The following is a 17,901-nucleotide window of genomic DNA, read 5'->3' on the forward strand; positions in this document are numbered from 1 at the left end:
ACCAAGCTAGCGTTTTCGTATAGCGATCATCGCTATATCGTCGGAAAGCCGAGAGATACCCGGCTTTCCCAATTCTTGGGCAGTATGCGTTTCCAAATCGGCAACGATCGTTTGGATCAGTTTTTCCGGGCGTTTTTCCCCGTTCGCAAAAAGTAATCGGGCCAATCTCTCTCGTCCGTACATGTTTCCGTCCGGGTTCCGAGCTTCGTCTAATCCGTCCGTATATTCGAAGAAGATGTCTCCGGAATCCAAGGCCAGAACTCTTTTTTCGATCGTGGTCTCGAAAAAGGAATTTTCATCCATTCCGATCGGAAGACCGCCCGCAGGAAGTTCGTGCAATTTCTTTTCCGAAGAATCATAAAACAGGGGTTTTACGTGACCCGCCGAGATATATTCGACCTTGGAAGTGTTCGCATCGAAAAATCCCAGAAAAAAAGTCACGAATATATGATCAGGCGTATCCTCGTATAGCTGGGAATTCATTTCCAAAAGGATCTTCTTCAGGTCCCGTTCCCCTCTTCTAAGAATAGCGCGGATCTGGGCCCGAAAGAGCGCCATCACAATGGCTGGTCCTACTCCGTGATTGGAAACATCTCCGATGCAGAACGCTATCTTATTTTGACCCAATTCTATAAAATCGTAATAGTCTCCGCCCACACCCGCCATCGCTTTATAAAAGGCGCCGAATTCCACGTAGTCGTTGAGACTAGTCGGTAGTTTTTCGGGAAGAAGCCTTTTTTGAATCTCCTCGCCGGCGAGAAGTTCTCCTCTCATTTCCTCCCTTTCCCTCAATCCGTGGACCATTTCGTTTAACGATTCGCTCAATATGCCGATCTCATCGTAACCGGCGGGAGGAAATTCCACTTTTAAATTCCCTCCGCCGATTTCCTCCGCCTTGATGCTGATCGTCCGGATCCTTCTCACGACGAACCAGGCCAGCCCATAGGCCAAGAGAATCGCCACCCCGCCTATCAGACCGGTATAACGGATCAGCTCTTCCCGGTTGTCGCGAATCTGTCTTGCACCTCCGGTTCTATCTATTAAAATCAAGTTATATCCTAGCAAATCCTTACGGAGAAGGTCGTAGACTAAACCCTTGGTTTCTTTTTCCTGAACGGCGACTAACGGAGTGGAATCCAATTCCCACATGACTTCCTCCGCCTCGCTTCTACTCCGAATCAAAATGCCAGCTTCCGTTAGGAACGTCTTGTTTCTAGGAAGGTTCGGAAGTTCCGTCTCCGAATTTCCGGACAATATCCACTCCCTCAATAATTTCCATTTTTCCCGGACATGATTTCTTTCTTCGGAATCCTTATAATACCTACGAATCGAGGAGGAACCTGCTTTGAACGGCAAAAAGGCGAAGTCCTCCAACGCGGCTTCTCTTAAACCGTAAACGGAATCCTCGGCTTTGCGTTCTTCGAAGGAGCTCCAGTCCTCCTTAACGGCCTCGAGGCGGACTAGCGAATCCTTTATCTCTTCTATCTGGGCTTCGAGTTCCCTCAATTTCTCCCGGATATCCTCCGGAGATTTCCGTGTTTCCCCTTGCTTCGGCGGGAATTTCAACATCTTTTCCCATTCCAAAACCTCTTTAGCAAGTGAGGAGGATTTTTCCTCCAAGGATTTTCTCTCTTCCGTCCATTTTGTTCGCGCCTTCTCGAAAACGGACGCATACGGATGGAGTTCGTTTAATCTGGAGTCCCTTTTCTTTAGAAGTTTTCGATATTGGAAAGAAAGACTCCGGAACGTCGGATCGGCCGCAGGCTTGGACTTTCCCTCCTTTCTCAGTTCGGATATCCGAACCTTAAGTTTCTGGGTAAGCTCCCCGAATTCCTTGGAGAGCTTTCGGTCTTCCTCTAAAAACCCTCTCCAGCCGCTGCCGTTTTTGGAGACTTCCTCCGCCAAAATTTTGGAACGCTCCGCAGTGCCCGGGTTTCGGAAAACGGGACGATACACCACTTCGTACTGCCTTCCGCCTGTTTCGAAACTTTCGGGCTCGGACTTTTCTCGAATCACCTCTAAGACGTCGGAACCTTGAAACAACGAATTCCTGCTTTGTTCGAATTCCTTTTGGTTGAGTAATTTTTTTGCAGTGCCGGCGGATTGTAGAAAAAGGAGGCCGGTATCGAGGGTTTGTTTTCCGGATCTATCATATGCAAGAATCCGAATCTTGTCGGGTAAAAGACCCAGGGAAGAAATCCCGTCCTTATAGGATCCTCTAAAGAAATTTTGCAACGCTTTGGCTAGATTTGTTTCCTCCAATGCGGATTTCTTTTCGCTATCCGAAACGGATTTTTCAGAAGCTTTTTTTTCCTTTTCAAGTTTGGTTTTCGTATCGAGCAATGATTTCTTTTTACGTGGATCGGAATCGGATTTAGGCAACTCGGATTCCGTAACTTTTAATTCTTCCTCTATCTCTTCGATACGGGACCGTGCATTTTCACCGTTCAGCCTTGCTATCGCGGTTTTTTCCGCGATCGTACGAATCTTCTCGTATACCTGAGCTTCGATCGGGGCTCCGTTTTCCTTTCTAAGCTCATTCCGAACCTTCGTCTCGAACTCCTGAATCTCTTTTTCGGAAAGGTAGCGAGTAAAATAGGTATCGACGCTCCTATATACGTTTCCTCTCTTTACGTTTAATCCTATGGATTGACCGAAGGACTTTAAGGCGCCCAAAAAACCGGATTCCTTTTGGACAACCGTTCTCTTAAATTTGCTGAGTTCCTTTTTCTTTTCTTTGACCCTGATCTTGAATTCCTCGATCAGAATCATGCTCCTACTTAAGTTTTCCAAATCCAAAACCACGGTGTTCACGTAGTCCAGAGGAGCCTTCAGCTCGGAGTTAATCTTTTCTTCCAAAGCCTTTTTTTGTTGCGAGTAGTGAACGGCGGAGGTAAAGGCAAGTATGGAAACCACCAAGGCGGCCGTAAAAAAGGAGAGCTTGGCCCGGATTCCCGGAAGTACCGTACGTAAGAGTTTATTCTTTATCATTCTTTATTTCTCGAGTGAATCAAGGTAAGCCGGTTCCGCGGGGGATTTTTCAATCTTCTATATCTTAACAACATCACCTTTTTAATGGACCTCAGTCCGAATCCGCCGTCCGCACCGCTTTCGTAGAGTTCCTTCCAGGTTTCGTTCTTCGCTTCGGTCGGATTGAAAGGGATCCCTTCGTCCGTAAGGGAAAATTTCCAGCTACCTTTGTTTTTCCGCATTTTCAGTTCTATGCTGGATATTTGCCCTTCGGAAAAACCGTGTTCGATCACGTTCGTTACCGCTTCATCCAGACAAAAAACGATCCTTCCTTTTATCAAGTCGGGACAACCTTCCCCCAGAAAAGCGCGCACTTCGCCCCGGATCCTGGACAACTCGTCCAAGTCGTTGGTAAAAACGCAGACTTTTTCGTTTTCCGGATCCATGTTCCCGACCCTTATACGATCGAGAGAGCTTCTTCCAAATTCGGAAATATACGTACTTTCTTGGTGAAGTACATGAGCTCCATCGTGTCTTTTACCTCTTTACGAAGACTACAGAACACGATCTCTCCGGATTTTTCCTTTAAGAATTTTTGAATCGAATTCAGAACTCCGATCCCGGCGGAGGCGATATAAGTTAGCGCACTACAATCGCAGACAATCGTTTTCATTCCGTTACCCACGGCCGATTCCAATTTTAATTTCAGATCCGGGGCGGTTTTAGCGTCGATTTCTCCCGCCACTTTAAGGATCAGTCGGCTACCGTCCGCCTTTTCGTCGAAAGTCAAATTTGCCATTTTATATACCCTTCTTCAAATCCTTCATTAAGTCTTTCGTCTGAATGATAGCGTACAATTTGCGCTCGAGAGAATCTATCTCGTAATAGTATTTCATATTCGGATCCCCTTCGAACGTGTGAGCGTATTTTCGTATTCCTTGTATTGCTTTTTTCGCGTTCCCTTCGAGTATACCTCTGGTAATCGAATAATACAATTCTATCGCGATCGAATCCATTAAGTTTTGCTTAAATCCTTGGTCCCTCTTTTCCAGGGCACCGATCAAGTTCTCCACCTCCTGTTGGCTATAGACTTCCGAGTCGCTGTAGTTTATGATATATCTGGAAAGCAACCTCTTACATCGGGCGAGATTGTTCGATTTGCTGGCGGCCAATATCTGCTGGTATAGCGTATGTATCTCCGTTTCAAGATATACTTTTTGTCGAGTGGCGTCCAATTTTACGGGTTCAAAAGCCGACTTTAATTCCTCTTGGGAAAAGTTACGGATGGAATCCTCGAATAATTTTTCGCTATTGCTCCGCGTCAAAAGCGCGAATTCGTTTAAAGGTTTTTCGATCAGCGACACGAATTCGAGAGCTTCTCTTGAGATGGATATTTTCGGATCCTCCTGTATCTTTTCCAAAAAAAAGATACAGGAATCTCCCAAAGCGGACAAATTTTCCGTGAGAGCCTGAGAGATCAAACGCTTGCAATGGTGTGGAATGGTATGCAAATAGGCCGGATCGCGTGATTCCTCTTGGATTTTATCCATCATACGACTGGATACGAGAGCAGATACGGACTTTTCCCGTTCCCAACCCGCGTAAATCAAGGGATCATATAGATATTTTTTAAAATTCTTCTTACCCGATAGCGCAAGTAAGCGGGTGGTTTTGACGAATTCCTGCGCAAGATCAGGCGGGATTGAAATTCTTTTTTCTGTCATTTTACGGATACGTTTTATTGTTTTCGTTCGATCTCGAACTTTCGAGTTTTCGACCGTACATTGCAATCAGACCGCAGGTATGGATGGCATAATTTCCGGCATTTCCGGAAAACGTATAGCAAATTCCGATTTTATAAAGGACTGAATTCGGGAGAATTTCTGAAACGATTCGCGGATGCCGGGCTCAAGAACATGTTCGAGCCCGGACGGAAATCGGAAACGACTAGAGTCTCTTACATCTTTCTCCGTCGGGAAGATGAGGATGGTAGACATGTTTGATCGGACGTTCCATACAGGCTAGACATTCTTTAAGTTTATGCTCTTCTTTTAAAGTAGAACACTGAGCAGCCGTTTCTCTGGGCTGAGCGAATACGGAAACAATTCCTGCCACGCAGACCGACAGAAGAAATACAAGCAAAGTTAATTTGGTTTTCATGGATGATCTCCGGTTAAACGAAAGGGAGTTTATCCCCGAAAACGAGGAACAGAACAAGCAAAAAAAAGGATTTGCCGCGGGATAAAATTACAAATCCGAAAAAGATTTCGGTTAACAAAATTCGTAAAAAGCCAGAATTTTAATCGGATTCGATACTGATCTTGAGGATATCCGCCAAATCTTTGACGTCGTCCACGATGTTCAAAACGTCGAACCCGTGGGGTACGGCTATCGTCAGTTTAATCTGAGCGTTTTTGTTTTGAAAGTCCTGCATAAAGGATTCCGATACCAGTTTCAGATCGTTTTTGGCCAAGAGTTCACGAAACCCTTTCCGATGGAATTTCTTCTGCTTTAAATCCAATATAAGTACCTTATATTCGTATTTTCCGAAATACTTGGATTCGACCATATCGAAAACGATCAGAATGATTAGAGTGAAAACCGAAGTCAAAAAGGAAGCGAAATACATTCCCGCTCCCACTAAGAGACCGATCGAGGACACCACCCAGATGGAAGCGGCAGTATTCAATCCCTTGATATTCATTCCGGATTTAATGATGGCACCCGCGCATAAAAAACCCACACCGGAAACCACTTGCGCAGCGATCCGAGTAGGATCTCCCGGGGCAAGCGCACCGGAATAAAAATCCGGAACATAAATGGATAATAACATGAGAATGGTGGAACCCAGTCCGATCAGTATATGTGTCCTGAATCCGGCTCCGTGATTTTTTTTCTCCCGGTTCCATCCGATCAAACCCGCACAAAAGGTGATTAAAAGGATCCTTACGGTAACGGTGAACATATCTATCTGTTTTGAATCTAGCAGATTTAATAGATCTTGCATTTCCTCTCCCGGCTCCTTTATTTTTAGCGAATTCCGACGGACTTAAAAGCGTTAAATTGGATTTAGAAAGAAAAATTCATCTTCTCATCCGGGCTTTAATCCGAAGGCTTCTCCAATCAGGTTTTTATCCTTTCCGATCACCGCAGACATTCTGATCTTATCCCAAACTAGCGATTGCCCGTTCTTATCTAGTAGGGCCCCACCCGCTTCTTCGATCGCGACAGCGCCTGCCGCAAAGTCCCAAACTTTCGCCCCGTTCAAATTCAGAAATAAATCGGTTCCGCCGGACAAAAGCTCCCTAAAACCTGCCCCCGTAGCTCCCAAGGATCTGGAGGTCATTGCCCTCTTTACGACCTTGAATATCCAGGAAAAATCGTCCTCGGATAACGTATTATTTATTTCTAATGAAATGACGCTTTTGGCTAGGGGAAAAGAACCCGAGAATTCGATCCGCCGACCGTCCAAATAAGCTCCTTTTCCCCTCTCCGCAAAAACGAAAGAATCGCTGATAGGAAAATAGATGCATCCTGCAAAGGGCCTTCCGTTTTCCACATAACCTAAAATTACGCTAAAATCGGAAATACCTCGAGAAAACAATGCACTCCCGTCCAGTTCGTCGCAGACAAAGTACGTCTTAGGTAGCGGTTCCAAATTTTCCTGTTCTTCCAAAACGAGAGGAATCTCCGAAAAATCGCGGGCAAAAAAACCGGCCAAAATCTCGTGAGAGGCAAGGTCCGCGTCCGTCAAAACCTGCATCGGATCCTTTAGACGGAATTCGGAACTGCTTCGAAAAGCCTTTAATATCTCGGCACCCGCCTTTCGAGCTACAACCTCGAAAGCGGACAGAATTTCCGATCGAACGGGAATCATCCTAAGAATCCTGTCGATTAGAGGGAGAAGTCTCCGATTTCGAATCTATAAGCACGAATCCGACAACCCGAGTTTCAAAACCCGTCAATGTGCCTCGGGAGGAGGATTCTCATCACCCGCATCGGAAGGAGGCGGAGTCGGTTGAGGCGCGGGAGTTTCTTCGTCAAGAATCGAGGGTCGTTTCCCTTTTTTTGACTTCTTAGTGGGGGCAATATTTCTGATTTTGATGTAGGATCCGAACACCCAACCGGAGGCCGTATCCGAAAAGGCGTCCTTGAATTTCGTATTCACGGAAACTTTATAATAAAAATCCTCTACTCGTTGTCCGTTCAAATCCAGGATATAACGCTTGGGACTCTTCTTCAGAATTTTGCCGACTTCCCCTCCGTCCAAATCGCGGATCTTGGGAGCTCCCACGAAGGGTTCTTTTAACAACGGTACGTTTTCGGAATTGACGGTCATATATCTTCCGAAGACTTTTAACTTATACAATCGGATCGCAACTTCCTTAACGACGGCTTCGGAATCGGAGAAATTGTTCAAAATCCGGAGTAGAGCAAAGACGGCAAAGGTATTTTTTCGAGCGGTCAAAGTATCCAAAATCTGAAGTCTCAGATTTTCCTTATCACGAAACGCGTCCTCTAAAATCCGCATTGCCGTACGGGTCTTATGATTCCCCAACGCTTCCACGGCGACTTTCTGCAACTCCTCGTCGGAGGAGTTCAGATAATCTATAAAAACTTTAATGTCTTCCGGGGCCTGGTAATGGCCTAAGCCCGAGATCGAGGCTTTTACGATTTCCTTTTCATCGGAGGTCAGACCTTTTCGGAGAAGGACTTCCCTAGCTCCCGGATCTCCGGTCTTTCCCATCCCACGAAAACTGGCGATCCGGATCTCTTTGTCGGGGGATTTGGCTCCGGTATAAAAATAATCCAGAGAGGTCCGAGAGCCTATATCGGCCAACCCTTGGTACGCCGCCTGCCTGACCGATTCACCGTCCCGATCGATCATTCTATGCAAGGTTTTGATTCCGGATTTTGCACCCAAGCGTCCGAGAGCCAATGCCGCTGCCGCACGAACTCTAGGAATCGGGTGGGTCAGTCCTATCCGGTTCAATTTGGCCACATTGTGATTGGCTTCCGCCTGGAACACCGAGAGAAGGCCTTTCTTGAACTGGTCGTTGTATTTTTTAATTTCTTTCTTATCTAGGAAGGTATTCCCGTCGGACGAAGGATTTTCCGCGGGAGTCCCCCCCGTATTGGAAGGATTTCCTGGATCGCTGGAAGGTTGCTGGTCCGAAGTTTCCGAGTTCGGCGCATTCCCGGAAGGAGATCTTTGCGCGAAACGGTTTCCGGGAACCAAAAAGGTCCCGACGGAGAGAAGAAAGAGAAAAATACTTAGACCGGTACGTATCTGCATTTTAAATAAAAAAGTGAACCGGTTCCAGGAAAAGATCCCTTCTCCGAATCTCTATTCTTTTTTTCGACCTTTGTAGAATAGCGGACCAGTATTTTTTCGGATCCCGACCTATAATAAACCGATAGGAAACAACATTTTTACGGAAGTTATTCTTTTCCGAAAAAAAGAATCCGTTTTTTTCGGGTCAACCGAACACCAACCCCTCCTTCCAACGAGTCGGTGGAACTACTTGACGAACCGGGCCAGAACTGTTATCCTAAGTCGAAAGGAGTCACTTTTATCAGTAAGCTCAGCGGCAACTTATCCGGTCTCAAGTCCAATCAAATCCAACGTTTAAAGAAACTTTCCGAACGAAGGATCCGGGAAAACATGATTGTAACACCGGAAGTTTCCAGAACCCTTTCCGAACTTTCCCGCGAAATCAGCCGCCAGGTCGGTATCTTAATCGACAGAACAGGATACGTTACTCACGTCATTGTGGGTTCGGATGGCTCCATCGTCATTCCTTGGTTGGATAGAATCCGGACTTCGGATGCAAGGCTCAGAGGATTGCGCCTGGTCCATACTCACCTAAAAGACGAGGCTCTTAACCAAGAAGATTTAACCGACCTTGCTTTATTACGATTGGATTATATTACTGCGATCACGGTGGATGAAGCCGGGCTTCCGAAATCCTATTACTCCGCTTGCATCAAACCGGAAGACGAGGAAGGGGAACCTTGGACCGTTCTTCCCCGACGCAGCCCCGGACAATTGCAGGAAGGGATCCTGGAAGAAATTCTGGATCTCGAAGATAGAATGGCCAGGTACAGGCGCAATTTCAAAGGATCGCAAAAGGAAAATCGCGCCTTTTTAGTGGGAGTGTACCCCGAACAACAAAGAGGAAGAACTCCTAACCAATCGATAGAGGAACTGAAAGAACTTTGCCGCACTGCAGGAGTCCATGTTGTCGATTCGTTTATCCAAAAGAAAAATAGATTGGATCCTGCCACCGTCTTAGGCAAAGGGAAATTGGAAGAAATCGTACTAAAGGCCATTCAAAAACAGGTGGAGCTTCTCGTTTTCGATTTGGAACTGACTCCTTCTCAGGCCAAAAAAATTTCCGACTATGCCGACCTGAAAGTAATCGATCGAACCCAACTGATCCTGGATATCTTTGCAAGAAACGCCAAAAGCCGCGACGGGAAGTTACAAGTGGAATTGGCTCAGTTGAAGTACCTGAAAGGTAGACTTACGGAACTGGACGACAATATGTCTAGGCTGACGGGGGGGATAGGAGGAAGGGGTCCCGGAGAAACCAAGCTCGAGATCGGCAAACGAAGAGTGGAAGAAAGGATCTCCCGTTTAGAACAGGAATTGAAATCCCTGAAGAAACGTCGGGAAATCGCGAGACGAAAGAGGAAGAAAAACGAAATTCCGGTCTGCGGAATCGTAGGCTATACGAATGCGGGAAAATCCACGCTTTTAAATCGAATGACGAACTCGGAAGTGTTATCCGAAGACAAACTCTTTGCGACATTGGACCCGACTTCCAGAAGACTTCGATTTCCGGAGGAAAGGGAAATCATCGTCTCCGATACCGTGGGATTCATTCACGATCTTCCTCCAGAATTGTCGAACGCCTTCAAAGCAACTTTGGAAGAACTGGCGGATTCGGATCTACTTCTGCACGTAGTGGATATTTCGAATCCCGAATACCGACTTCATATGGAGGCCGTGGAATGTATTCTGGACGATCTCGGTCTTGCGGATTTGCCTATGATCTTAGTGTTCAACAAGGTCGACAATCTGCCCGAAGAAGCTAGAGTAGAGCTGATAAGAGAATCCGATCCGGATACTGTTTACGTATCGGCTTTCAAAGGAACGGGAATGGATCTGCTATTAAATCGGATAGAAGAGAAAATCTACGTAGCGGCCGAGTCGAAATTACGCACAAAGAATCCTTTGGAATTTATGGATGAGGATTGGATAGAGGAGAAACATTCCGATGAGTCGATAGTCACTTCCTAAGCTCCTCCCAATCCTTTCTCTTCCAGGAAGTTCGGAACTCAGAGCATTCCTTAAAAGGCCGTTTTTGCCTCGTCCATCGTGTGATAAATCGCTACTTTCTTAGGTAATTCCATTAAACGAATTACGTTTTCTAAAAAATGATTCAGTCCTCCGATGACGATCTTGCCGTTATGTTGGTCCACCGTTTTTATCAGAGTCAGCAAGGTCGCGACCCCTACGCTGTTGATATATTCCAAAGCGGATAAATCCAGAATGATCTCGTAAACACCTTCGTCGAATACGAAGTTGATTTTGCGAGAAATTTCAAAGGCGTTAGAATTGGTGACCTTTCCGTTCATAGTCACCACTAAAACTTCCTTTTCCTTTACTGGAAGACGCCTCGTTTCTATAAACAGCCCTTCGAATTCCGTTCTTGCCATTTTTTCCTGTTCCGTGCTATAACAGCAGTTTACCGTTCTGTAAGGACGCCGATATTTCCCGGCATCCGGCGATATTTTTCAACTTAGATTCCACTCGGACCTGCCCGCGGGCGAGAATCCGAATCCAACCTTTACCGTCGATTTCCCCTTCGAATTCCAAATAAACCCGGCGATGGTCTTCCTTTCGTAGAAACGAAACCTTGCCCCCTTCCTGCAATCGGTCCCATAAGGACGCTGCGGTTCCGAATGTGATTAGACGAGAAAATCCGTCTAAATCCAAAAATAAATCCAAATGTTCCCCGCCATAGCCTCCGTGAAAGGAGAGCGTGAAAGGGAATTCCTCCATTTTTTTAGAGTTTATCCTCCAGACGAATCGCAACGGACGGTTCCATGATAACGTCCAAAGAATCGATCCTTCCTAAAGAGGCTAAAATAGAGGCTTCGACGCAAGGATGAGTCACCACGACCACTTCCACCGGCTCCCTTTCGGACTCATTTTGTCGCACCGAAGAGATGGATACTGCGTTTGTCCCGAGTACTTTCGCGATTTCCGCGAGTACTCCAGGCTGGTCCAAAGTGTTGAACCGCAGATAATACCTTGCCTCCGTCTGATTGGCTTCGGAAATATTCGCTGCGGGAAAGCGATTCCGTTCCACCGGAAGATTCTTTTTCTTACGTAGACCGTAATATACGAGATCCGCCACTACTGCGGAAGCCGTAGGTAACGCTCCCGCCCCCTTACCGACAAGAAGTCCGGGTCCGGCATAAGAAGTTTTATAATATACCGCATTTGTTTCGTTCATGACGCTCGCAAACGCATGCTGCACGGGGATCATCACCGGTTGTACTCTAGCCTCGATTTTTCCGTCCAATTTACGGACCAGTCCTAGCAATTTGATTCGATAACCTAGATCCGCTGCGAATCGGATGTCCAGTCGTGTAATCTTTGTTATTCCCTCCGTAGTCACGCTTTGTAAAGAAATTTTCTCACCGAAGGCCAAGGATCCTAAAATGCTTATTTTGTGCGCCGTATCGATTCCTTCCACATCGAAGCTCGGATCAGCTTCCGCAAATCCCTTCTCTTGCGCTAAGGCTAGAGCCTCGGAATAATCCAGATTTTCCGACTCCATCTTGGAAAGTATAAAGTTCGTAGTGCCGTTCAAGATTCCGTATAACCCTAAAAAACGGTCTCCTGTCAGGCAATTCCGGATGGCGCGGATCACGGGAATCGAACCCCCGACAGCCGCTTCGTAACCGATCTCGACTCCGCTTTCTTCCGCTAAGCGAAATAGATATTCCCCTCTTTCGGATAACAAAGCTTTGTTAGCGGTAATTACGGTTTGCTTCGCCTTTAGCGCACGGATTACGATCTCTTCGGCAACGGCGGTGCCGCCGACCAATTCCAGAATCATGTCGATCTCGGGATTGCCGGCGACCTTCTCGATATCGTCGGTAAGCGCCGCATTCGGAAACCGCTTCAGCAGATCCGCGACCTTACGAGGAGAACGAGTGCAAACGGAATGCAGGACGATAGACAATCCGAATTCTTTTTCCAGCCTGCGAGATTCCTCATTTAGGATCTTTAAAACGCCAGAACCTACGGTTCCGGCTCCGATCAATCCGATACGAATCGTTTCCATTCTGGGACAATCCTTTCGCTGAACCGGTTTCGTTCGACCTTTTTCCTGCAAGTCCAAACCCTTTCCCTAGGTCGAAATGGTTTTTTCTTTACGAAATGCGGTCCTCGTGGTAAAGATTCTTTTTTGCGGCCACCTCCGGAATCCGTTGTGAAGCGGCACCTTTATTTCACGGACCGTCGGCGGTAAAACGCTCCAAATTAGAAAGACAAAGGAAACTTCCCGTATGGCGAATCGTCGCAAGCCTCCCCGCAAATCCTCCCAACAGAAAAACCGGGATCCCCAGCAGAAACAACAAGGCGGGAACCGAGGACACCAGGGAGGGGGAAACCAAGGAAAGCGTAGGCCCGACCAAGGAAGACAAAACACGAGACAGCAGCAGCAAACCGTCGCAAGTAAAATCACTCAAACCATGCGGGAACTCCCGCAAACAGGGGAACCGCCTCGTTCCTCTTCGGTTTTGGTAAAGCTAGCGGGCTTTGCCTCCGTTGCCTTGATCCTCTTCTTCGGCTATTTCATCCTAATGGAATATCTGGATAAAACTCCCGTTTACGGAAAGCACGGATGGGATGACGTCGCCGGACAACCCGCCACCTGGGAAGAAGCCGTCGAATACTGTTCCGCTAAACGTAAAAGATTACCGGACAGAGAGGAACTTAAAACCTTTTCAAAAAGAGCGGACAAAAAACTGAAAGCGGTAGGCATTTTCTGGTCCACCACTCCGGAAGGAGATAATGGAAACTTCCAAACCGTAAATCTGAGTACCGGGGAATTCGGTTCCAGTCCCACGAACTTGAAATTCGCCGCAATTTGCGTGAAATAAGACTTTCCCTTGTTTCGGGGAAATCCTAACATCGGGACGTACCTCCTTCCGATACGGTCGGCATACGTTTCCGACGATCGGAACCAAACACATCCGGGAGAATGGAATGACGGTCCTTACCTTCGCTAGCGTGTGCTATCTTACGGGCTTTATCGTCTCAGGGCTATGCGCTTTCTTTTTGCTGGCACCGAAAGATAAATTCGAATCCACGATTCATCTGGGATGGGTGTTTCTCTATTTCGCCTTAATGCAGGCCGCTTTCCTCGTCGGAACCTCCCTTTTTTATCCGATTTCCTTCCTCCATCGTTGGATTTCGATCCCTTGTTCCATACTGGCCTGCTCCCATCTGATTTCCTACTTCTTCTTCCTCAATCCTCAGGCCTCCGTCAAAACGGGAAGAGCTCTTCTTGCAGGAGGCTTCATTCTTGCCTTAGCGTCCTTAATCCTGCACGTTTTGCGAACTAGCGCTCTTCCCCCTTCCTACGATTTTTCCGGAAGTTCGTTCGATATGATTCGAATCGGAGATGAAAAATTTTTGGCCTGGATCGTGTGCACCTATCTCGGAGGAGCACTGATACTGGGGGCAGTCCGAGCGTTTCAGGCGCCTAGGGCGGATCTGAAACTAATGGCGATTTCCCTATGGGTTCCGTTTCTTTTATTGTTCGGAACCACTCTTCTTTTTCACGCAGGAGAAATCGCTCTACCCGTCGACAGAGCGATGGCTCTATCCTTTTGGAATCCGATTTTTCTGGTCGCATTATTCGTATCCTGGTTGGTTCATTTAAGAGCCTCGGGAGAAGCGTTCAGCATCAAGAACCCGATTCTTCTGGGAATCGTGTTGCTTCTACTCTTCGTTTTTCAGGGAAGTAGCTGGTTGTTCCTACAACCCAGTCTCGACTCGTTAAGGGAAACCGTAAGTGAAAGACAGAAGGCGGAAGATCTGCCTCCGAACTCCTACACTTTCACCGTAAATAATACCGAGGAATTTTCCTCCGGGGTAACGGGAAGTTTGAATTCCTCCATTTTCAAGGAGACGAAGCGGGACTTGATTCTCTCTTTTCTTTGGGAGAATCCGAAAACCGTAGTATCAGAATATCCCGCATATTCCGGAGTCGCGGAAACCTTAAAAGGAAGTCCGGAATATGCGGAAAAAATGGCCGCACTCTCCAAAGACTTGGAGAAGTTCAGGAAAAAGATCAGAGCCTTGTCCGAGACCGGATTGAAGGAAGAAGCGCTGAAAATCCTGGAAGCGGAAGGCAAACGGGAACCCTTGGCCCAATATCTGAAAATCCTTTCCGGTTCGATCCGGAATTCCTCGGAAAAAGGGGAAGATCTTCGGGAATCCATATTGGATCAGATGAGGGAACTCCTACCGGACGGAGAACCGAGATTCAGAACAATTCCTGGAACCACGGAGAAATATTATTATTCCTTAATACAAAAATCACCTGGAAAAACCCAATCCAAGGAAACCGGAATTCCGTACAAAGACTATCTCGCTTTCCAAACCAAACTCTTAGCCAAGCCGCTTTTGGCGTTTTTACTCTGCCTTTTACTTTTCGGGATAGGGATCTACGCTTTTCTATCCTTCCTTTTATTGCGTCCGTTGGAGAGATTGTATTCGGGTCTTGAACTCGCTACCGAGGGTGATTTGGAAAGGGAACTCCGTGCGGAAGCCTGGGACGAAATCGGGAGCCTCGCGGACCAATTCAATAGGATGATCCAGTCTTTCCGATCGGCACCGGGCTCCAATCTTCCGTCCGCAGTTTCTTTTCATGACGGTTCTTGGCAGGAAGCGCTACAAAAAATCAAGATGACGGATTCCCCGAAAGAACTTTCCGGAATTCTTTCGGAACTTGAAAAATTCCCGTCCGGAGATCCGAACCGCGCTAAGCTGATCTTAAAGGCGGCGCTGAAAGCAAAAGACTTCGGCAAGGCTTTATCCGCAGCGGAAGAAATCCGGCGGAAAGGACACGACTCCGAAGCGACCTTCCTCGCGTCTTATTGTCTCAAAAAAATCGGGAAACGGCAGGACGCGATCCGTCTCTCTGAGGAAGTCCGCCTGAGTAATCCTAGACATTCACGGAACCGACTCCATCTTGCGGAACTTTACTTTTTGGAAGGAAGGTTGTCGGAAGCTCAGGACCTCGCTTCGGAAATCGAATCCGACGAAGGTCCCTCCTCTACGCTGACGAAATTGTTGAACGCGATAGAGAAGAAAGGATATTGACGGCGACTCGGAATGGCGGAAATCGTTCGTAGAATTTCCGGAAGATTCCAAACCTCGACGGAATCTTTTCTCGGAGTGATCGAAATCGATCCGAACTCCGGCCGCATCGCTTCCGTTCAAAAGGGACGTCTGATCGAATCGCCGTCCCGGGAAGATCTTTGTTTCGATCCCGACAAGGTCGTAATTTTTTCCGGGTTCGGGGACATTCACGTTCATGCAAGGGAAGACGAAACCGGAAAGCATATCTACAAGGAGGACTTTCTTTCGGTCGGACTCGCCGCAATCAACGGAGGAGTCATCCACATCGCGGATATGCCCAACAATCCGGTTCCCCCTACGGACGACCAAACCTATTCCCGCAAGCGCAGCCTCGCCGATCGATCGCCGGTTCGAATCACTCTTTACGCCGGTATCGGACCGAAGACCAAACCCCTTTCCCTAAACGTTCCTTACAAAGCCTTTATGGGACCGTCGGTCGGTGAATTGTTCTTTCATTCCAACGAACAGTTGGAGGATACGATCCGACATTACGAAGGAAAGAACGTTAGCTTCCATTGCGAAGATCCGGAAATTCTGGAAAAACACCAAACGGAACTGTTGCATGAAGATCGGCGCCCGCCGGAAGCGGAGACCTTGGCCACCGACTTTGCATTGTATCTTATAGAAAAATACAATCTCAAAGGAAAACTATGCCATTATTCCACGGGCGAAGGGCTGCAAAAGATCGTCAAAGCAAAACAAAAAGGAATATCCGTCACCTGCGAAGCGACTCCTACCCATCTTTATTTCGATAGAACGATGCTCACCGACGAGAATAGGCATTGGTTCCAGATGAATCCTCCTCTAAGAGGTCCGCAAGATAAAGCTGAACTGATACGAGGCATTCGAGAGGGTTGGATCGATTACCTCGCCACGGATCACGCACCTCATTCGGTAGAAGAAAAGCGAAAAGGAACTTCGGGTATATCCCAGCTGGATACGTATTCCCTCTTCGTGACTTGGCTCCACCGGGAGGCGGAGATCAGTCTGCAAAAAATCGCGGAAATCTGCGCCGAGAATCCGGGAACCTTCGTTAACGAATTCCTTCCGGAAGAGTACGGAAAAGGCTTCGGTAAACCGGAAACCGGATACTGTGCGAGTTTTACCGTTTTGGATTTTTATACGCCCACGACGTTCCGGAAAGAGAATATCAGGAGCAAGAGCGGATGGTCCCCTTTTGAAGGAACCACCTTTCCTGGAAGCATAGTTGCGGTATTCCACAGAGGCGTCCGAGTCAAATAACCGATCAGAAGAACCGGAAGACTCTGCGGATTTTGAGGATCAGGCTTCGGGGTTTTCCAGAACCAGTGCGATCCCCTGCCCTCCTCCGATACAAAGCGAAGCTACACCGTATTTGGCCTTTCTCCTCTTTAACTCATAGGCCAGAGTAATCGTGACACGGGCACCGCTCGCTCCGAGAGGATGCCCGATCGCGACGGCTCCGCCGTTAACATTGGTGATCTCCGGATTCAAGCCCAGTTCCTTTTGGACCGCTAAATATTGGGCCGCAAACGCTTCGTTCACTTCCACTAAACTCATATCCGAAAGTTTCAATCCCGCCTTTTTTAATGCGGCCGGGATAGCAATCGCAGGACCGATCCCCATTTTTGCCGGATCGCAACCTGCGTGTCCGTAACCTCTCACGATCGCAAGGGGCTTCCTACCGATTTTCTTCGCGAAAGAAGCGGAAGTAACTATGGTCGCCGCGGCACCGTCGTTTAACCCTGACGCGTTACCCGCCGTTACGGTTCCTCCGTCGCGAAATGCCGGTTTTAAGGAGGACAATTTTTCGATAGAAGCGGCTCCCTTGATGAATTCGTCTTTTTCCAGGGTGATCGGTTTTTTTCCGCCGATCGCGACCGAAACGATTTCTTCCTTCAGCTTTCCTTCCGCAGTCGCTTTTTCCGCCCGGGACTGGGAAATTCCGGCCCATTCGTCCTGTTCGGTCCGGGAGATTTTGTATTGATCCGCCAAGTTTTCCGCAGTGGCTCCCATGATCAGGCCTACGTATTGGTCCGTGAGACCTTGCTCCAGTGAATCCTCGAATTCCGCGGAACCGTAGCGAACTCCCCAGCGCGCATTTCGGACCACGTAAGGAGCATTACTCATGGATTCGGTACCTCCCGCCAGTACCGCATCGGAATCGCCCAGATATATTTTTTTTACCGCTTGAATGATGGCTTCCATTCCGGAGCCGCAGAGACGATTCAAAGTCAGAGCGGGAACTCCCAAAGGAAGACCGGTTTTCAATCCGACATGTCTGGCCAGATATATCGCTTCTTTGCCGGTCGGAATCACGTTCCCGAAAATCGATTCCCCGATATCGGCCGGATCGATCTTGGTTCTTTCCAATAAGGTTTTCGATACATGAACTCCCAAGTCCACGGCGCTGAGATCCTTCAAAGTCCCGCCGAAGTTTCCGAACGGAGTCCTAATCCCGTCTAAAATAACAGCTTCTTCCATTAACGTAATTCCTC

16 protein-coding genes are annotated in these 17,901 nt (G+C 47.6%); 4 read left to right on the forward strand and 12 right to left on the reverse strand.

Annotated features, from left to right (window positions below; all coding sequences use genetic code 11):
* Nucleotides 1-6: 6 nt before the first annotated feature.
* From EHO61_RS03255 to EHO61_RS03290, 8 genes are all read right to left on the reverse strand, one after another.
* A complete protein-coding gene (locus EHO61_RS03255; RefSeq protein WP_135812188.1) occupies nucleotides 7-2,991 on the reverse strand; it encodes a PP2C family protein-serine/threonine phosphatase in 2,985 nt (994 codons plus the stop codon).
* Nucleotides 2,988-3,416: an ATP-binding protein gene (locus EHO61_RS03260; RefSeq protein ID WP_135812189.1), complete on the reverse strand. Its 429-nt coding sequence runs from the start codon at nucleotides 3,414-3,416 to the stop codon at nucleotides 2,988-2,990. The genes EHO61_RS03255 and EHO61_RS03260 overlap by 4 nt, the downstream gene beginning before the upstream one ends.
* Before the next feature lie 11 nt (nucleotides 3,417-3,427).
* Nucleotides 3,428-3,769, reverse strand: a complete 342-nt coding sequence (locus tag EHO61_RS03265; RefSeq protein WP_135812190.1) for an STAS domain-containing protein — start codon at nucleotides 3,767-3,769, stop codon at nucleotides 3,428-3,430.
* 1 nt (nucleotide 3,770) lies between these two features.
* A complete protein-coding gene (locus EHO61_RS03270) occupies nucleotides 3,771-4,694 on the reverse strand; it encodes a hypothetical protein (RefSeq protein WP_135812191.1) in 924 nt (307 codons plus the stop codon).
* Nucleotides 4,695-4,917: 223 nt separating this feature from the next.
* Nucleotides 4,918-5,130, reverse strand: coding sequence for a hypothetical protein (locus EHO61_RS03275; RefSeq protein ID WP_135812192.1), 213 nt, complete (start codon nucleotides 5,128-5,130; stop codon nucleotides 4,918-4,920).
* Nucleotides 5,131-5,269: 139 nt separating this feature from the next.
* A complete protein-coding gene (locus EHO61_RS03280; RefSeq protein WP_135812193.1) occupies nucleotides 5,270-5,977 on the reverse strand; it encodes an MgtC/SapB family protein in 708 nt (235 codons plus the stop codon).
* An 84-nt stretch (nucleotides 5,978-6,061) separates the two neighbouring features.
* Complete coding sequence (locus tag EHO61_RS03285; RefSeq protein WP_246031989.1) at nucleotides 6,062-6,847, reverse strand: inositol monophosphatase family protein; 786 nt, start codon at nucleotides 6,845-6,847, stop codon at nucleotides 6,062-6,064.
* Between the two features lie 84 nt (nucleotides 6,848-6,931).
* Nucleotides 6,932-8,266 (reverse strand): HEAT repeat domain-containing protein, encoded by a 1,335-nt coding sequence (locus EHO61_RS03290; protein ID WP_135812194.1) that lies wholly within the window; start codon nucleotides 8,264-8,266, stop codon nucleotides 6,932-6,934.
* Between the two features lie 369 nt (nucleotides 8,267-8,635).
* On the opposite strand from EHO61_RS03290, the gene hflX reads away from it, so the two are divergent.
* On the forward strand, nucleotides 8,636-10,276 hold the full coding sequence (gene hflX / locus EHO61_RS03295) for a GTPase HflX (protein WP_135812569.1): 1,641 nt from the start codon (nucleotides 8,636-8,638) through the stop codon (nucleotides 10,274-10,276).
* A 50-nt stretch (nucleotides 10,277-10,326) separates the two neighbouring features.
* Here the strand turns inward: hflX and EHO61_RS03300 are convergent, their stop codons facing one another.
* The 3 genes from EHO61_RS03300 to EHO61_RS03310 are packed head-to-tail and all read right to left on the reverse strand — an operon-like array spanning nucleotide 10,327 to nucleotide 12,335.
* A complete protein-coding gene (locus EHO61_RS03300) occupies nucleotides 10,327-10,695 on the reverse strand; it encodes an STAS domain-containing protein (protein ID WP_135812195.1) in 369 nt (122 codons plus the stop codon).
* A 16-nt stretch (nucleotides 10,696-10,711) separates the two neighbouring features.
* On the reverse strand, nucleotides 10,712-11,041 hold the full coding sequence (locus tag EHO61_RS03305; protein ID WP_135812196.1) for a hypothetical protein: 330 nt from the start codon (nucleotides 11,039-11,041) through the stop codon (nucleotides 10,712-10,714).
* Nucleotides 11,042-11,045: 4 nt separating this feature from the next.
* Nucleotides 11,046-12,335 carry a homoserine dehydrogenase gene (locus tag EHO61_RS03310; protein WP_135812197.1) on the reverse strand — a complete coding sequence of 430 codons (1,290 nt, stop codon included), beginning with the start codon at nucleotides 12,333-12,335 and terminating at the stop codon, nucleotides 11,046-11,048.
* 223 nt (nucleotides 12,336-12,558) lie between these two features.
* Here EHO61_RS03310 and EHO61_RS03315 point away from each other — a divergent pair, with 223 nt between their 5' ends.
* The 3 genes from EHO61_RS03315 (at nucleotide 12,559) to EHO61_RS03325 (ending at nucleotide 16,666) form a co-directional block, all read left to right on the forward strand.
* A complete protein-coding gene (locus tag EHO61_RS03315; protein WP_135812198.1) occupies nucleotides 12,559-13,155 on the forward strand; it encodes an LIC_10572 family protein in 597 nt (198 codons plus the stop codon).
* A gap of 106 nt (nucleotides 13,156-13,261) precedes the next feature.
* Nucleotides 13,262-15,385: a HAMP domain-containing protein gene (locus EHO61_RS03320; protein WP_135812199.1), complete on the forward strand. Its 2,124-nt coding sequence runs from the start codon at nucleotides 13,262-13,264 to the stop codon at nucleotides 15,383-15,385.
* Nucleotides 15,386-15,397: 12 nt separating this feature from the next.
* Nucleotides 15,398-16,666, forward strand: coding sequence for an amidohydrolase family protein (locus EHO61_RS03325; protein ID WP_135812200.1), 1,269 nt, complete (start codon nucleotides 15,398-15,400; stop codon nucleotides 16,664-16,666).
* 39 nt (nucleotides 16,667-16,705) lie between these two features.
* On the opposite strand, the gene EHO61_RS03330 is transcribed toward EHO61_RS03325, so the two are convergent.
* Nucleotides 16,706-17,887: an acetyl-CoA C-acetyltransferase gene (locus tag EHO61_RS03330; RefSeq protein WP_135812201.1), complete on the reverse strand. Its 1,182-nt coding sequence runs from the start codon at nucleotides 17,885-17,887 to the stop codon at nucleotides 16,706-16,708.
* Nucleotides 17,888-17,901: the final 14 nt, after the last annotated feature.

It is taken from the genome of Leptospira fluminis (assembly GCF_004771275.1).
In the GTDB taxonomy this organism is placed as follows: domain Bacteria; phylum Spirochaetota; class Leptospiria; order Leptospirales; family Leptospiraceae; genus Leptospira_B; species Leptospira_B fluminis.

Excerpts from the sequence above, each read along its gene's own strand:
- EHO61_RS03260 (WP_135812189.1), bottom strand. The coding sequence starts at position 3,416 with ATGGATCCGGAAAACGAAAAAGTCTGCGTTTTTACCAACGACTTGGAC.
- EHO61_RS03320 (WP_135812199.1), top strand. The coding sequence starts at position 13,262 with ATGACGGTCCTTACCTTCGCTAGCGTGTGCTATCTTACGGGCTTTATC.
- EHO61_RS03290 (WP_135812194.1), bottom strand. The coding sequence starts at position 8,266 with ATGCAGATACGTACCGGTCTAAGTATTTTTCTCTTTCTTCTCTCCGTC.
- EHO61_RS03255 (WP_135812188.1), bottom strand. The coding sequence starts at position 2,991 with ATGATAAAGAATAAACTCTTACGTACGGTACTTCCGGGAATCCGGGCC.
- EHO61_RS03305 (WP_135812196.1), bottom strand. The coding sequence starts at position 11,041 with ATGGAGGAATTCCCTTTCACGCTCTCCTTTCACGGAGGCTATGGCGGG.
- EHO61_RS03285 (WP_246031989.1), bottom strand. The coding sequence starts at position 6,847 with ATGATTCCCGTTCGATCGGAAATTCTGTCCGCTTTCGAGGTTGTAGCT.
- EHO61_RS03280 (WP_135812193.1), bottom strand. The coding sequence starts at position 5,977 with ATGCAAGATCTATTAAATCTGCTAGATTCAAAACAGATAGATATGTTC.
- EHO61_RS03265 (WP_135812190.1), bottom strand. The coding sequence starts at position 3,769 with ATGGCAAATTTGACTTTCGACGAAAAGGCGGACGGTAGCCGACTGATC.
- EHO61_RS03325 (WP_135812200.1), top strand. The coding sequence starts at position 15,398 with ATGGCGGAAATCGTTCGTAGAATTTCCGGAAGATTCCAAACCTCGACG.
- EHO61_RS03315 (WP_135812198.1), top strand. The coding sequence starts at position 12,559 with ATGGCGAATCGTCGCAAGCCTCCCCGCAAATCCTCCCAACAGAAAAAC.
- hflX (WP_135812569.1), top strand. The coding sequence starts at position 8,636 with ATGATTGTAACACCGGAAGTTTCCAGAACCCTTTCCGAACTTTCCCGC.
- EHO61_RS03275 (WP_135812192.1), bottom strand. The coding sequence starts at position 5,130 with ATGAAAACCAAATTAACTTTGCTTGTATTTCTTCTGTCGGTCTGCGTG.
- EHO61_RS03310 (WP_135812197.1), bottom strand. The coding sequence starts at position 12,335 with ATGGAAACGATTCGTATCGGATTGATCGGAGCCGGAACCGTAGGTTCT.
- EHO61_RS03330 (WP_135812201.1), bottom strand. The coding sequence starts at position 17,887 with ATGGAAGAAGCTGTTATTTTAGACGGGATTAGGACTCCGTTCGGAAAC.
- EHO61_RS03300 (WP_135812195.1), bottom strand. The coding sequence starts at position 10,695 with ATGGCAAGAACGGAATTCGAAGGGCTGTTTATAGAAACGAGGCGTCTT.
- EHO61_RS03270 (WP_135812191.1), bottom strand. The coding sequence starts at position 4,694 with ATGACAGAAAAAAGAATTTCAATCCCGCCTGATCTTGCGCAGGAATTC.